Source organism: Aromatoleum aromaticum EbN1, assembly GCF_000025965.1.
In the GTDB taxonomy this organism is placed as follows: Bacteria; Pseudomonadota; Gammaproteobacteria; order Burkholderiales; family Rhodocyclaceae; genus Aromatoleum; species Aromatoleum aromaticum.
The window spans coordinates 2,475,356-2,489,924 of the sequence record NC_006513.1; the positions used below are offsets into that span (position 1 = coordinate 2,475,356).

13 protein-coding genes are annotated in these 14,569 nt (G+C 69.0%); 9 read left to right on the forward strand and 4 right to left on the reverse strand.

All coding sequences use genetic code 11. The features are described from left to right. Positions 1 to 11 precede the first annotated feature (11 nt). The gene (locus tag EBN1_RS11800; protein WP_011238186.1) at positions 12 to 833 is read right to left on the reverse strand and encodes a spermine/spermidine synthase domain-containing protein; all 822 of its coding nucleotides are present in this window, start codon (positions 831 to 833) and stop codon (positions 12 to 14) included. Between the two features lie 95 nt (positions 834 to 928). Between EBN1_RS11800 and EBN1_RS11805 the strand changes: the two genes are divergently transcribed. The 8 genes from EBN1_RS11805 (at position 929) to EBN1_RS11840 (ending at position 9,759) form a co-directional block, all read left to right on the forward strand. After that, entirely contained in the window at positions 929 to 1,114 is a 186-nt protein-coding gene (locus tag EBN1_RS11805) for a CopG family transcriptional regulator (RefSeq protein WP_041646272.1), read from the forward strand. Positions 1,115 to 1,280: 166 nt separating this feature from the next. Continuing rightward, positions 1,281 to 1,847 (forward strand): aminodeoxychorismate/anthranilate synthase component II, encoded by a 567-nt coding sequence (locus tag EBN1_RS11810; protein WP_011238188.1) that lies wholly within the window; start codon positions 1,281 to 1,283, stop codon positions 1,845 to 1,847. A 65-nt stretch (positions 1,848 to 1,912) separates the two neighbouring features. Further along, a complete protein-coding gene (gene trpD, locus EBN1_RS11815) occupies positions 1,913 to 2,944 on the forward strand; it encodes an anthranilate phosphoribosyltransferase (RefSeq protein WP_011238189.1) in 1,032 nt (343 codons plus the stop codon). Positions 2,945 to 2,952: 8 nt separating this feature from the next. Beyond that, on the forward strand, positions 2,953 to 3,741 hold the full coding sequence (gene trpC / locus EBN1_RS11820) for an indole-3-glycerol phosphate synthase TrpC (RefSeq protein ID WP_011238190.1): 789 nt from the start codon (positions 2,953 to 2,955) through the stop codon (positions 3,739 to 3,741). A 12-nt stretch (positions 3,742 to 3,753) separates the two neighbouring features. After that, entirely contained in the window at positions 3,754 to 7,755 is a 4,002-nt protein-coding gene (locus EBN1_RS11825) for a translocation/assembly module TamB domain-containing protein (RefSeq protein WP_011238191.1), read from the forward strand. Positions 7,756 to 7,816: 61 nt separating this feature from the next. Further along, complete coding sequence (gene msrA, locus EBN1_RS11830) at positions 7,817 to 8,380, forward strand: peptide-methionine (S)-S-oxide reductase MsrA (protein ID WP_011238192.1); 564 nt, start codon at positions 7,817 to 7,819, stop codon at positions 8,378 to 8,380. Positions 8,381 to 8,414: 34 nt separating this feature from the next. Continuing rightward, complete coding sequence (locus EBN1_RS11835; RefSeq protein ID WP_011238193.1) at positions 8,415 to 8,759, forward strand: FKBP-type peptidyl-prolyl cis-trans isomerase; 345 nt, start codon at positions 8,415 to 8,417, stop codon at positions 8,757 to 8,759. A 139-nt stretch (positions 8,760 to 8,898) separates the two neighbouring features. Beyond that, positions 8,899 to 9,759: a cation diffusion facilitator family transporter gene (locus tag EBN1_RS11840; protein ID WP_041647208.1), complete on the forward strand. Its 861-nt coding sequence runs from the start codon at positions 8,899 to 8,901 to the stop codon at positions 9,757 to 9,759. A 27-nt stretch (positions 9,760 to 9,786) separates the two neighbouring features. Here the strand turns inward: EBN1_RS11840 and EBN1_RS11845 are convergent, their stop codons facing one another. Then, positions 9,787 to 10,302 (reverse strand): hypothetical protein, encoded by a 516-nt coding sequence (locus EBN1_RS11845; protein WP_011238195.1) that lies wholly within the window; start codon positions 10,300 to 10,302, stop codon positions 9,787 to 9,789. Positions 10,303 to 10,644: 342 nt separating this feature from the next. Between EBN1_RS11845 and EBN1_RS11850 the strand changes: the two genes are divergently transcribed. Next, a complete protein-coding gene (locus EBN1_RS11850; RefSeq protein WP_041646274.1) occupies positions 10,645 to 12,021 on the forward strand; it encodes a fused MFS/spermidine synthase in 1,377 nt (458 codons plus the stop codon). A 110-nt stretch (positions 12,022 to 12,131) separates the two neighbouring features. Here the strand turns inward: EBN1_RS11850 and recQ are convergent, their stop codons facing one another. Both recQ and rfaE2 read right to left on the reverse strand, forming a co-directional pair. After that, complete coding sequence (gene recQ, locus EBN1_RS11855; RefSeq protein WP_011238197.1) at positions 12,132 to 13,964, reverse strand: DNA helicase RecQ; 1,833 nt, start codon at positions 13,962 to 13,964, stop codon at positions 12,132 to 12,134. Positions 13,965 to 14,047: 83 nt separating this feature from the next. Further along, positions 14,048 to 14,536, reverse strand: coding sequence for a D-glycero-beta-D-manno-heptose 1-phosphate adenylyltransferase (rfaE2, locus tag EBN1_RS11860; RefSeq protein ID WP_041646277.1), 489 nt, complete (start codon positions 14,534 to 14,536; stop codon positions 14,048 to 14,050). Positions 14,537 to 14,569: the final 33 nt, after the last annotated feature.

Genomic DNA, 14,569 nt, shown 5'->3' on the forward strand with positions numbered 1-14,569 from the left:
GCGCGTGGCTTTCAGCGCCGGCGCTTGCCGGATGGCCACGAGTCGTCGCGATCCTCGCGGCGGTGGTCGAGCCGGTGCTGGATCCGCTGCGCCAGCGGAACCAGGCCGAACGGATGGTCGAGGGCGAGCGCCCGGGCACGGTCGAGCAGTTGCGCCCGGCGCGGCGGAAAATGCGGGCTCTTGCTCGCGAACACGATGCGGTTCGAATCCTCGTCGGCACGCACGGCGACCATCCTGCCGTCGAAGCTGTCGCGGATGCGCGACACATACAGTCCGTAGCGCCGGTCGCCCGACCACAGGTTCACCACCATCATGCCGCCCTCCGCAAGCATCGCGTAGCAGTGATCGTAGAAGCCGGCCGAGCACAGCTGCTCCGGCATCCCCCCGGCATCGAAGCCATCGACGATCAGCACGTCGGGCGCCTCGACCGGGTCGCGCACGTATTCGGCTCCGTCGCGACACAATACCTGCAAACGCGGTCCGTCCGGCGGGATTCTGAAGGCATCGCGAAGGGCGATCACCTCCGGGTTGATTTCGATGGCGGTGACGCGCGTCCCGGGCATCGTCTTGAGACAGTACTTGAGCAGCGAACCGCCGCCCAGGCCGATCATCGCGACGTGACGTGGCGCGGGATGGAACAGCAGGAAGCCCATCATCGTGCGGGTGTAGTCGAGCGCGAGCGCGTCCGGCTCGTCCAGCGCCATCTGGCTCTGGATCGTGAGGCCGTCGAACTGCAGCGTACGCTGGCCGTCGGCGTCGACGATGAACGGATGACCGTCGCCACGCAGCGCCAGCAAACCGCACCACCCCAGAAGGGTTTCCCCGTCGCTCACCCGCAGCCTCCTTGCGTTTGCCCATTGCGTTCGCAACAGGTGCACACTACATTCCAACCCATAGCGCTTTCAATGTTAATTTGATGTTAATCGATATGAAAGAAAGCCGTACCGCCCGCCTGACGCTGCTGATCGATCCGCAGAAGAAGAAGCTTTTCGAGGAAATCTGCGCCAGCAAGGACCTGACCCCGTCGCAGGTCGTGCGTCGCCTGATCCGCCGGTACGTCCAGGAGAACGCGGGTAGCCGCGAGCTGCCGGAATGGCTGAAGGACAACGACTGAGCGCGGCTTCCGGCGCCACGCCGTTGTTGTGCCCTGCAGGCTCCGGGGGTGAAAATGACTCTCTTTTGCGCCGTTTCCAGCCTGTTCCCGCCTCTGCCGCACACAGACCGGGCCAAGCGCAGCGTGCTCGGGAGCTTTCCCGATACGCATCAATAGGATGAGATCCATGCTGCTGATGATCGACAACTACGACAGCTTCACCTACAACCTCGTCCAGTATTTCGGTGAGCTCGGGGCGGACGTCAAGGTGTATCGCAACGACGAGATCACGCTCGAACAGCTCGCGCTGATGAAACCCGCGCAGCTGGTGATTTCGCCCGGCCCGTGCACGCCGGCCGAAGCGGGAATCTCGGTCGCGGCGATCCGCGAGTTCGCCGGCAAGCTGCCGATCCTCGGCGTCTGCCTCGGGCACCAGAGCATCGGCGCGGCATTCGGCGGCCGCGTCGTCCATGCGCAGCGCCCGATGCACGGCAAGACGTCGCCGGTGTTACACGAAGGCCAGGGCGTGTTCCGCGGGCTGCCGAATCCGCTCACCTGCACCCGCTATCATTCGCTCGCGATCGAACGCGACAGCCTGCCCGACTGTCTCGAGATTACGGCGTGGACCGAAGACGGCGAGATCATGGGCGTGCGCCACCGCACGCTTGCGGTCGAGGGGGTGCAGTTCCACCCCGAGTCGATCCTTTCCGACCACGGCCACCAGCTGCTGCGGAACTTCCTCGAACAGAACTGAAACCGGCGCCGCGACGCCGCGAAACGCTCCCGCGCACTTTTACGAATTGCTCCTACAGGCCCAACATGACCATCACCGCTCAGGAAGCGCTGCAGCGCACGATCGACCACCGCGAAATCTTCTACGACGAGATGCTGTCGCTGATGCGGCAGATCATGGCCGGGGAAATCTCCCCGCTGATGACGGCGGCGATCATCACCGGCCTGCGCGTCAAGAAGGAGACGATCGGCGAGATCACTGCGGCGGCGACGGTGATGCGCGAGTTGGCGACGAAAGTGACCGTACCGGGGCCGGACCGCAACTTCCTCGACGTCGTCGGCACGGGTGGCGACGGCGCGAACACCTTCAACATCTCGACGACGACGATCTTCGTCGCTGCGGCGGCGGGCGCCCGCGTCGCGAAGCACGGCGGGCGCAGCGTGTCGTCGAAGAGCGGTGCAGCCGACGTGCTCGAAGCGCTCGGCGTCAAGCTCGGCCTTGCGCCGGAACAGGTCGCCGAGTCGATCGAGGCGACCGGCATCGGCTTCATGTACGCCCCCGCGCACCACAGTGCGATGAAGAACGTGGCTGCCGTGCGCCGCGAGATGGGCGTGCGCACGATCTTCAACATCCTCGGCCCGCTGACGAACCCGGCCAGCGCGCCGAACACGTTGATGGGCGTGTTCCATCCCGACCTCGTCGGCATCCAGGCGCGCGTGATGCAGCGCCTTGGCGCGAACCACGTGCTCGTCGTCTACGGCATGGATGGCATGGACGAAGTCAGTCTCGGCGCATCGACGATGGTCGGCGAGCTCAAGGACGGCGAGATCCGCGAATACCAGATTCACCCGGAAGACTTCGGGCTGCAGATGATGGGCACGCGCAACCTGGCAGTCGAGTCGGCCGAGCAGTCGAAGGCAACGCTGCTCGGCGTGCTCGACAACCGGCCCGGCCCGGCGCGCGAGATCGTGATCCTGAACGCCGGCGTCGCGCTCTACACTGCGAACCTCGTCGATTCGATCGCGGTCGGCATCGGTCGTGCGCGCGAACTCATCGAGAGCGGCGCGGCGCGCGCGAAACTCGACGAGTTCATCGCCTTCAACCGCAAGTTCGCGTGAGCGCAACGATGAGCGACATCCTGGACAAGATCCTTTCGGTCAAGCGCGACGAAGTTGCCGCCGGCAGCGTGGCACGCCCTCTCGCGCAGGTCCGCGCCGAAGTCGAAGCGCTCGCTGCGCCGCGGAATTTCGTCGGCGCGATCCGCGCGAAGATCGCCGCCGGAGACGCTGCGGTGATCGCCGAGATCAAGAAGGCGAGCCCGTCGAAAGGGGTGATCCGCGAGGATTTCCGCCCTGCCGAGATCGCGTTGCAGTACGAGCGCGGCGGCGCGGCCTGCCTGTCGGTGCTGACCGACCGGCAGTTTTTCCAGGGGGCGCCGGCGTATCTGCAGGCGGCGCGCGCGGCCTGCAGCCTGCCGGTGCTGCGCAAGGATTTCCTCGTCGACCCGTGGCAGGTGTATGAGGCGCGTGCGATGGGTGCGGATGCGGTGCTGCTGATCGTCGCAGCGCTCGACCTCGCGGCGATGCGCGACATGGAAGCGGTCGCCGGGAGCCTCGGCATGGCGGTGCTGGTGGAGGCGCACGACGCGGCCGAACTCGATGTTGCGCTGCAGCTCTCCACGCCGCTCGTCGGCATCAACAACCGCAACCTGCGCACGTTCGACGTCAGCCTGCAGACGACGCTCGATCTGCTCGCGCGCGTCCCGGCCGGGCGCATCGTCGTCACCGAGTCGGGCATCCTCGCGCCCGCGGACGTCGCGCTGATGCGGGCGAACGCGGTCAATGCCTTCCTCGTCGGCGAAGCGTTCATGCGCGTGCCGGATCCGGGTGAGGGATTGCGCTCGCTGTTCGGCTGAGCCGGACCGACGATGGCGCCCGCAGTCGAGACTTCGGTGCGGCGCCGGTTTTTCCGCATCGCGGGCGGACTGTTGCTGCTCGGGCTGCTGCTCGTCGTGGCGGCGGCGCTGTTTGCAACGTGGCTGGTGCGCACAGAATCCGGCCTGCGCTTTGCCGCCGACGCCGTCGGACGCCTGAGCGGCGGGCAGGTCGTCGTCGAGAACGCGTCCGGTCGTCTCGCCGGGCCGCTGCGGATCGACGCGCTGCGCGTCGCCACCCCGGACCTGCGGCTGCGGCTCGACAACCTCGCGCTGCAGTGGAACGCGGCAGCGCTGTTCGACCGCCATCTCGACATCGCGTCCCTCGCGATCGACGAAATCACGCTTGCGCGCCGGCCCGCTGACGCACCCGCTCCCGCACAAGGTCCTCCCGCCACGCTCGAACTGCCGCTCTCGCTGTCGCTGCGGGCGCTGCAGGTCGGGCGTGGTGCGCTGCTCGACTGGCCGGCCGAAGGCGGCGATGCGGCGCCGGCCGGCGCAGTGAAGTTCGAACTCTCGTCGCTCGCGGCCACGCTCGCGAGCGACGGGCGGCACCATCGCATCGAAGCCCTCTCTGCGACGCTGCCGGTCGGTCAGGCCAGCCTGTCGGGCGAAATGGACGGCGGCGCCGCGCCGTTCGCGCTGTCGGCCAGCGGCGGGCTGCACGGCGAGCGGGCCGGCCGTGCCTACACGCTGAACCTTCGCGCCGACGGCGACCTCGTTGCGCCGCACCTGCTCGTCGAGGCCGAAGGCGCGGGGCTTGCCGGCAGCGCCGATGTCGTCGCCGCGCCGTTCGAGCCGGTGCCGCTGCGCCGCCTGCAGGCCGCGCTCGGCGACATCGACCCGTCCGCGTTCCAGGCGGACGCGCCACAGGCCGCGCTGCGCCTCGAAGTCGACCTCACGTCGGCCCCCGGCGAAGCGTGGGTACTCTCCGGGCCGGTCACGATCGAAAACCAGGCGCCCGGCACGATCGACCGCAACGCGCTGCCGGTCGAGCGCATCGCGGCGCAACTGCGCTGGACGCCGACCGAAACGAGTGCCGATTCGCTGCTCGTCGAACTTCCCGGCGCCGGCACCGCCGCGGGAAACGTCCACTGGTCGCCGGATGCCGACACGGCGTTCGGGCGCGTGACCGCGATGCTGCAGCTCGCCGGCATCGATCCTGCCCGGCTCGATGCACGCCTGCCGAAAGGCAACGTCGCCGGAACCGTCGAAGCGGCAGGTGACGCCTCCCAACAGACGGCGCGGCTCGACCTGCGCGTCGGCGCTGCGCGGATCCGTGCCGATGGCGAACTGACGGCGCCGACGGACGACGGCGGGCGAACCCTCGTCGCAACCGGTCAGCTCGCGTCATTCGATCCGCACGCGCTGTTCGCGCGCGCGCCGGCCGCGAGCCTGAACATGAGCTTCGACTTGCGTGGCGAACTCGGCGAGCGGCGGCGTTTCGATGCCCGCTGGCAACTGCAGCCGAGCCGGCTCGAAAGCCGGCCGCTGAGCGGAGGCGGCCACGTCGTCATCGACGGCGAGCGGCTCGTCGACAGCGACCTCGATCTGACGCTTGCCGGCAACCGCGTGCAGGTGAAAGGCGCGTGGGGCGAGCGTGGCGACGAGCTCGAGATCGACGTGGATGCGCCGGCGCTCGCCGCGCTCGGCGATGAATTCGGCGGTCGCGCGCGGATCGAAGGGACCGTCAGCGGCACGCTCGAACGCCCCGGCGCGACGCTCGACCTGTCGGCGACGGCGCTGCGCCTGCCGGGCGGGCTGCGCGTCGCGGGACTCGATGCGCAGGGGCGGTTCGCCGACGGCATCGACGGGCGGCTCGAACTCGCGCTCGACGTCACTGGATTGGGCCGCGGCGAGGACGAGAACCTCATCGATCGCGCGAAGCTTGGCGTTCGCGGGAAAGGTGCGGACCACGTCATCGACTTCACGGCGAGCGGCCTCGAGGACGACACGCTGCGCATGCGCCTCGAAGGCGGCCTCGTGAGGAAGCCCGATGCTGGCGGTTCGGCGAACGCCGCAAGCGGGGCCGGGGGCGCGGCCAAACCCGACTCCGCGCCGACCGGCGATCCGCGCGCCCGCTTCGCATGGCAGGGGCGTGCTGTGGCGCTCGAGACCGGTGGGCGTTTCAAAGCGCAGCTGACTTCGCCGGCGCAGCTCTACATCGGGGCCGAACGCATCGCGCTCGGGACGGCTGCGTTCGACGCCGGCGAGCGCGGCCGCATCCGGCTCGACGAGACGCAATGGACGCCGCAGCTCATCGCCGCACGCGGGGCGCTGACCGGTCTCGCGCTGCGCCTCGCGAGCCGGCCCGACGGACGCCGCGAGGGGCGCGTCGGGCGCGAGCGCGGGGCGCTGGTGCTCGGCGCCGAATGGGACCTGCAACTCGGGCAGAGCGCGAACGGCACCGCGCGCATGTTCCGCGAGTCGGGCGACCTCACCGTCAGCGGCGAGCTGCCGGCGCGGCTCGGCCTCGAACATCTCGAAGCCCGCTTGACCGCGCGCGACAACCGGCTGGCGCTGTCGCTGGACGCGCGAGGGTCCGAGCTCGGCGAACTGGTCGGTTCCGCGACCGCGCTGGCCGAGCGCGACCCGGCGGCAGGCTGGCGGCTCGCGCCCGACGCAGCGCTGCTCGGCTCGGCACGGCTGGAGATGCCGTCGATCGCGTGGCTCGGGCGCCTGATGCAGGAAAACATCGTCACCGGCGGCAGCCTCGCCGCCGATTTCGCGCTCGCGGGCACGCCGTCCGACCCGCGCGCGAGCGGCAGCATCGACGGAACCGGGCTGTCGGTCGCCCTCGTCGACCAAGGGCTGCAGCTGACCGGGGGCGAACTCCGCGCGCAGTTCGACCGCGACCGGCTGCGTCTTGTCCGGCTCGAGTTCGTGTCGCCGAATCGCGTCCGGCCCGCCGACGGGCGCGTCCCGGTGGCGCGCTTCACGCGCGAGCCGGGCCGCCTCACTGCGTCGGGCGAAATCGCGCTCGACAGCGGCACGGGGAGTTTCATCTACCAGGCCGACCGCCTGCCGATCCTGCAGCGCCCCGACCGCTGGCTGATCCTGTCCGGCGGCGGCACCGCGCAGAGCACGTGGACCAGCCTCGACCTCGATGCGGAGTTTCGTGCCGACGCGGGATACGTCGAGCTGGCCGATTCGCCGCCGCCGAGCCTCTCCGAGGATGTCGTGATCCTGGGGCGCGAAACGCCGTCCGGCAAAGGCGGCTTCAAGCTCTCTGCCGACGTGCTGGTCGCGCTCGGCGAGAACCTGTACCTGTCGGCGCTCGGCGTCGATACGCGGCTCGCGGGGGAGCTGCTGCTGCGCGTGCGCGATGGCGAGCCGCTGAGCGCGGTCGGCACGATCGCGACGGTCGGCGGCACGTATCAGGGCTATGGCCAGAGCCTCGTGATCGAGCGCGGCCGGATCAATTTCCAGGGGCCGTTGAACAACCCGGGCCTGAACATCGTCGCATTGCGCAAGGGGCTCGCGGTCGAAGCCGGGGTCGCGATCGTCGGCAGTGCGAGGCGGCCGCAGGTGCGGCTGGTGTCGGAGCCGAACGTGCCGGACCCGGAGAAGCTGTCCTGGCTCGTCCTCGGCCGCCCGCCGACGGCCGGCGGCGGCGCGGACCTCGGCCTGCTGCTGCCGGCCGCCCAAGCCCTGCTCGGCGGGCCGGGCGGCGGCATGACCGAACAGCTGTCGCGCAGCCTCGGCTTCGACCAGTTATCGATCGGGCAGGGTGAATTGAGCAGCGTCACGCGCGGCGCGACGAGCCGCGTCGTCGGCGAAGGTTCGGTCGTGACCGGCGAAGGGACCGTCACCGGACAGGTGCTGTCGCTCGGCAAGCGCCTGTCGTCGGACCTGTTCCTGTCGTTCGAGCAGAGCCTCGGCGGCGCCGAAAGCCTCGTCAAGCTGACCTACCAGCTGACCCGGCAGGTCTCCGTCGTGGCGCGCGGCGGCAACGACAACTCGGCCGACGTCTATTACACAATCTCCTTCAAATAACCGGGAATGGACGTGCAGCGGCGCTGTCATAGCAGCAGCGATTCCCAAGGAGGTGATCCGTATGACGGAACAGGAAATGCCCGCGGCACGTGAAACCGCCATTCTGGCCGGTGGCTGTTTCTGGTGCCTGGAGGCCGTGTTCAAGGATGTGGAAGGCGTGGAGGCGGTGACGTCCGGCTATACCGGCGGACGCGTCGATTCTCCGTCCTATCGCCAGGTGTGCGAAGGTGGAACAGGCCACGCCGAAGCCGTGCGCATCGTGTTCGACCCCGAAGTGATCGGCTACCGTGATCTGCTGGAGATATTCTTCGTCATCCACGACCCGACGAGCCTCAACCGGCAGGGCAACGACGTCGGCACGCAATACCGTTCCGCGATCTTCGCGACGACGGACGAGCAGTTGCACGAGGCGCTCGCGCTGATCGAGGAAATGGGCGAGATGCGTGTGTACCCGTCGGCGATCGTGACCAAGGTGGAGCGTGCCGGCACGTTCTGGCCGGCGGAGGATGTGCACCGCGATTATTACGCGCGCAACTCGGACCAGTCGTATTGCCAGTACGTCGTCGCGCCGAAGATCGCGAAATTCCGCGAGAACTTCGCCAGCCGGCGCAAGCAGGGCGGGTAGAATCCGGGTTTTCGCTTCAATCAGGAGAATACCGATGTCCCAGACCACGACCGCCAGCGGCCTCATCATCGAAGACATGGAGGTCGGCAACGGCGCGACGGCCGAGAAAGGCAAGAGCGTATCGGTGCATTACACTGGCTGGCTCACCGACGGCCGCAAGTTCGATTCGAGCAAGGATCGTAACGATCCGTTCGAGTTTCCGCTCGGCGCCGGCCACGTCATCCGCGGCTGGGACGAAGGCGTGCAGGGCATGCAGGAAGGCGGCCGGCGCAAGCTGACGATCCCGCCCGAGCTCGGCTACGGCGCGCGCGGCGCCGGTGGCGTGATCCCGCCGAACGCGACGCTGGTGTTCGAAGTGGAGCTGCTGAAAGTCCGCTGAACGGGGTTCATGCCGGCGCTTCGCGCGCCGGCCGTAATGTCGGGGAATGTTTCAGGCGCCGGACCCTTCCGTCGCTCCGCCTGCTCCCGCGCGCACTGACGTGGTTTACCATGGCGGCCGTTCCGTTCCCGTTGTCATCATGCGCACCCTCACTCCGCACCAGGCCCTGCTGCTGTCGATCCTCGCCGCGCTGACCACGATCGGCATGAAGGCGGGGGCGTGGTGGCTGACCGGCTCGGTCGGATTCCTCTCCGATGCGCTGGAGTCTCTCGTCAATCTCGCCGGCGCGTCGTTCGCGCTGCTGATGGTGTCGTTGGCCCGCGCTCCGGCCGACCCCGAGCACCCGTACGGCCACGGCAAGGCGGAGTATTTCTCGGCCGCTTTCGAAGGCATGCTGATCTTCGTCGCCGCGCTGGTGATCCTCGCGACGGCCGTCGAACGCCTGATCCATCCGCAACCGCTCGGTGCGCTCGGTCTCGGCACGGTGCTGTCGGTCGGCGCGAGCCTCGTCAACCTGGTCGTTGCACGCATCCTGTTCCAAGTCGGGCGGGCGCACCGTTCGCTCGCGCTCGAAGCCGATGCGCGCCATCTGATGACCGACGTGTGGACGACTGCAGGTGTCGTCGCCGGCGTCGGGCTGGCGAGCCTCAGCGGCTGGAACTGGCTCGATCCGCTCGTGGCAGCCGGCGTCGCGGTGAACATCCTGCGCGAAGGCTGGGGCCTGATGCACCGCTCGGTCGACGGCCTGATGGACCGTGCGCTCGACGACGCCGAAATCCGGCACATCGAGGCGGTGCTGCACTCCTGTTGCAACGGGGGCGGACGCTTCGTCAACCTGAAGACGCGCGTCGCCGGAGCGATGCAGTTCGCGCATGTCGATCTGCGCGTGCCGGGAGACTGGACTGTTGCGCACGCCCATGCGCTTGCCGACGCGGCCGAGGAGGCGGTCAGGACCCAGACCGGGACGCGCCTGACGACCCATATCGAGCCGATCGATTAGCTCCCCCGGCGCGTGCCGAAAGCCTGCTCACGTCGTTGCCGCGGCCCCTCCGGGTTCGGCCATCGAGTCGCCGATGATCTGCCGTGCGTAGGTCGTCTGCTCCTCGGTCGTGGCATGCGCGACGAGGACCACGTGGCCGCTCGCGAGCGCATCCTTGACGAGATCGGCGACGTCGCCCTTGCTGTTCTCCGCGCCGGCAGCCGCCCCGACGATGGCGCCGAGGCTTGCTCCCCAGCCGAGCATCGACAGCGCGCCGAGCACCGGGCTGGCGACGAACAGGCTGATGTTCGCCGCCGCCAGCGCAACGGTCCCCGCAGCGCCGGCGAGCGTCCCGACCGCGGTGCCGATCGCGCCGTCACGCAGCACTTCCTTCAGCACGTCGTCGCTGTCGGCCGTGGCGTCCTCGCTCTCGCGCCTGCTGCCCGGTTCAAGCAGCTTCGCCTTGTCCCGCGGCAGGCCGCGCTGAACGAGCCGCTCCAGCGCTGCTTCAGCCGCCGCGCGCGTCTCGTAGACGCCCAATACTCTGTGCAGGTAGTTTTCCATCGTGTGCTCCTGTCCGGCGGACGGTGCGCCGTCGCACGCGTTCTCCGCATCCGGGATAGAGTGCGGCGGGGAGGCTCGTGTTCCGGATCGCTGCATGGAACGGTCGGCGTAGGCTTTCCCGTACGCACGCTGCGGAGGGTCAGTCCTTGCCGGAGTCGTCGAATCGTTTCCGGCTGCGGCGCATGCCGATGTACGCCCCGAGCCCGATCGCAGCGACGAGGACGATGAAGATGAGAGGATGCAGCAGATCACGCACGGAGCGTACTGTATCGCGGGACGCGCCCGCGCGAGCGAGCGGCACGGCCCGATTCCGGAAACTTCGCCTATGATGCGCCCGACCCGATGACCCGCTCCGCAAGTCCCGTTCGCACCGTCGTCCTGTTCGCCACCGTGTTTGTCGAGGGTTTTTCGTCACTCGGTGCGGAGATCATCGCGTTGCGCCGCCTGGTGCCGCATCTGGGCAGCGCGATCACCGTGACGGCGCCGACGATCGGCTTCTTCCTGCTCGCGCTCGCGCTCGGATACCAGGCGGGCGGACGCGTCGAGCGCGATTTCCTCGGACGCGTGCGGCGCAACTTCCTGCTGGCCGCCGCATTGATCGCAGTGGGACTCGCCGGACCGGTCATCGACGCGTTGTTCGCGCACGTTACTCCTGCGCCGCTCGCGTACCTGATCTTCGTCGCCGGCGTGCTGTGCCCGATCGCGTGGCTGCTCGGCCAGACGGTGCCGGTGCTGACCAACCTGCTGCGCGACGATCGCGTCGGCGCGCGCAGCGGTGCGGCGCTGTACTGGTCGACGCTCGGGTCTTTCCTCGGTTCGCTGTCGCTGTCGCTGCTGGTCATGCAGTGGCTCGGCGTCGCCGCGGCGATCCTCGTCTGCGCGACGCTGCTCCTGTGCCTGGTGCCATGGCTGCAGGATTCCCGCGAGCGGACGGTGGCGGCCGACCTGCCGCTCATCGCGCTGGTCGCCGTCGCGGCGTTCGGCGGCAATGTGCTGCTGCCGCAACAGATCGAGACCGCCTACGCCACTTACCGGGTCGGCCCGGTGGCGCTGCCCGGCATGACCGATCCGCGCGTGTTCTGGATCAACAATCAGGTCGCTTCGATAATCGACGACAGCGAGCCGCCGCGCTACACGCGCTACATCGAGCGGCTGCGTACGGTGATGCTCGACGAAATGGGTTTTCGCAGCCGCAGCATCCTGGTGCTCGGCGCCGGCGGCTTCACGCTTTCGCATCGCGAACCGCTCAACGACTACCTCTACGTCGATATCGACCCGGCAATACGCGAACTGGCGGAGCGGGAGTTCCTCGGTACCGGCAGCCGTGGACGCTTTGTCGCCGCCGACGCGCGGCGTTTCGTCGCCGACACCGACGAGCGCTTCGACGCGGTCGTCGTCGACGCCTACAGCGCGCTCACGAGCATTCCCGCGCACCTGGTCACGCGCGAATTCTGGCAGGGGACGCAGCGCGTGCTGGCGCCGCAAGGCGTGATGTTCGCGAACCTGATCCTCGATTCGCGCCTCGCGACGCCGTACGCGCGCAACCTGCTGGCGACGATCCAGTCGGTATATGGCCCCTGCGCGGTTGAAATCCTGTTCCGCGACCGCCCGCTCTCGAACGTCCTGGTGCAATGCTTCGCCGGCGCCCCGCCGCCGGCCGCCGAGCCCTACACCGACGAGCGCAACCGCGCGGATCTCGACGTGCTGCGCTCGCGCTAGCGGGTGGCAGGCGGGCGCGCACCGGCGTCTCTCAAAAAAACGCCGGGCCGTCCCAGGTTTTCTTGTCCCCCTTGGGGGGCGGAAACGGCAAAGCCGTTTCCTGGGGGCGCTCAGACTTCGCGCGCGATCTCGGCGAGGATGTCGGCGCCGTACGCGTCGAGCTTGCGGTCGCCAATGCCCGAAATGCCCGCGAGCTCGGCGAGGGTCGCGGGCCGCGCGAGCGCGATTTCGCGCAGCGTCGCGTCGTGGAAGATCACGTAGGCGGGTACGTTGCGTTCGCGCGCGGTCGCCGCCCGCCACGCCCGCAGGCGGTCGAACAAGGTCAGCGGCACGCCGTCCGGGATATCCAGGCGTGTGCTGCGGCTGCGCTTCGCACGGCGTTTTTCCGGCGCCAGGCGCAGCGCGAACTCGGCTTCGCCGCGCAGCAGCGGGCGGGCGAGGTCGGTCAGCGTCAGCGCGCTGTGGCGGTCGTGGTCGACGGCGAGGAGCCCCCGCGCGACGAGCTGGCGGAACAGGGTGCGCCAGGTTTTTTCGTCGAGGTCGGCGCCGATGCCGAACGTGCTGACCTGGTCGTGCTTCCAGTCGCGCACCTTGTCGGTGAGTTCGCCGCGCAGCACGTCGATGACGTGGCCGGCGCCGAAGCGCTGGCCGGTGCGGAACACGCCCGACAGCGCCCGGCGCGCGGCGTCGGTCGCATCCCACGTGCGCGGCGGCTCGAGACAGTTGTCACAGTTGCCGCACGCTTCGCCGGCTTCGCCGAAATGCGCGAGCAGGAACTGGCGGCGGCAGCCGGTCGTTTCGACCAGGCCGACCAGTGCGTCGAGTCGCGCCCGCGCCCGCCACTTGAATTCGTCCGCGCCTTCGGACTCGTCGATCATGCGCCGCTGCTGCACGACGTCCTGCGCGCCCCACGCCATCCACGCCTGCGCCGCGAGTCCATCGCGCCCGGCCCGGCCGGTCTCCTGGTAGTAGCCTTCGATCGAGCGCGGCAGGTCGAGGTGGGCGACGAAGCGCACGTCGGGTTTGTCGATGCCCATGCCGAACGCGATCGTCGCGACCATGACGATGCCGTCTTCGCGCAGGAAGCGGCTCTGGTGCGCGGCGCGGGTTTCCTGCGCCATGCCGGCGTGGTAGGGAAGGGCACGGATGCCCTGTTCGCCGAGCCATGCCGCCGTTTCCTCGACCTTGCGCCGCGACAGGCAATACACGATGCCTGCTTCGCCGGCGTGATCGTCGCGGATGAACGCGAGCAGCTGGGCGCGCGGGTTGTCCTTGTCGACCATGCGGTAGCGGATGTTCGGCCGGTCGAAGCTCGACACGAAGCGGCGGGCGTCGCCGAGCGCGAGGCGCCGGGCGATCTCCTCGCGGGTTTCGGGGTCGGCGGTGGCGGTCAGCGCGATCCGCGGCACTGCCGGGAAGCGTTCGGACAGCACTGACAGCTGCAGGTATTCCGGGCGGAAGTCGTGGCCCCACTGCGACACGCAGTGCGCCTCGTCGATCGCGAACAGCGCGATGCGTCCGGCCTCGTGCAGCCTGTCGAGCGTCGCGAGCAGGCGCGCCGTCAGCAGGCGTTCGGGCGCGACGTACAGCAGGTCGAGCCGTCCGGCGACGAGATCGCGCTCGACCGCGGCGGACTCGTCGGCGGCCTGGCTGGAGTTCAGATAGGCGGCCGCGACGCCGGCTTCGCGCAGCGCGCTGACCTGGTCCTGCATCAGCGCGATCAGAGGCGACACGACCACCGCAGTGCCCGTGCGCATCAGCGCCGGGATCTGGAAGCACAGCGACTTGCCGCCGCCGGTAGGCATCAGCACCAGCGCGTCGCCGCCGGCAGCGACGTGTTCGACGATCGCCGCCTGCTCGCCACGGAAGGCGGTGTAACCGAAGACGTGTTCGAGAAGGTGAAGCGAGGAGGGGGAAGCTGCAACGGGAGTCATCAGCGGCATTTTAACGGCGTCGTGCGCCAGTGGGCGGCCGATCGGGCGATCGCTTGCCGCAGCGGCGCCCGGACCGCTCGCGACGTGCGATTTCAGCTGCGGCGGATGCGCCCGAGCAGGGCAGTCGTCGAGCGCTCGTGCTGGAACGGAATCGAATGCACGGTGCCCCCCCAACTGCGCACTTCGGCCGCGCCGATGATCCGTTCGGGCGCCCAGTCGCCGCCTTTGACGAGGACGTCCGGCCGGGCTTCGAGGATGCACGCGAGCGGCGTGTCTTCGTCGAACCACGTCACGAGGTCCACGCATTCGAGCGCCGCCATGACCGCAGCGCGATCCTCGAGCGGATTGACCGGCCGGTCGTCGCCTTTGCCCAGCCGCCGCACCGACGCGTCGGTGTTCAGCGCGACGATCATGGCCGCGCCGAGCGCGCGCGCCTGGGCGAGGTAGGTCACGTGGCCGCGATGCAGGATGTCGAAACAGCCGTTCGTGAATACGAGCGGGCGGGGCAGCGCCGCGGCACGGCTCGCGAGTTCCTCTGGCGGGCAGATCTTGGTTTCGAAAGCGGGGCGGAAATAGCGCATTTTTCGTGTCGCAGTTTGTGGGCGCCGCGATTC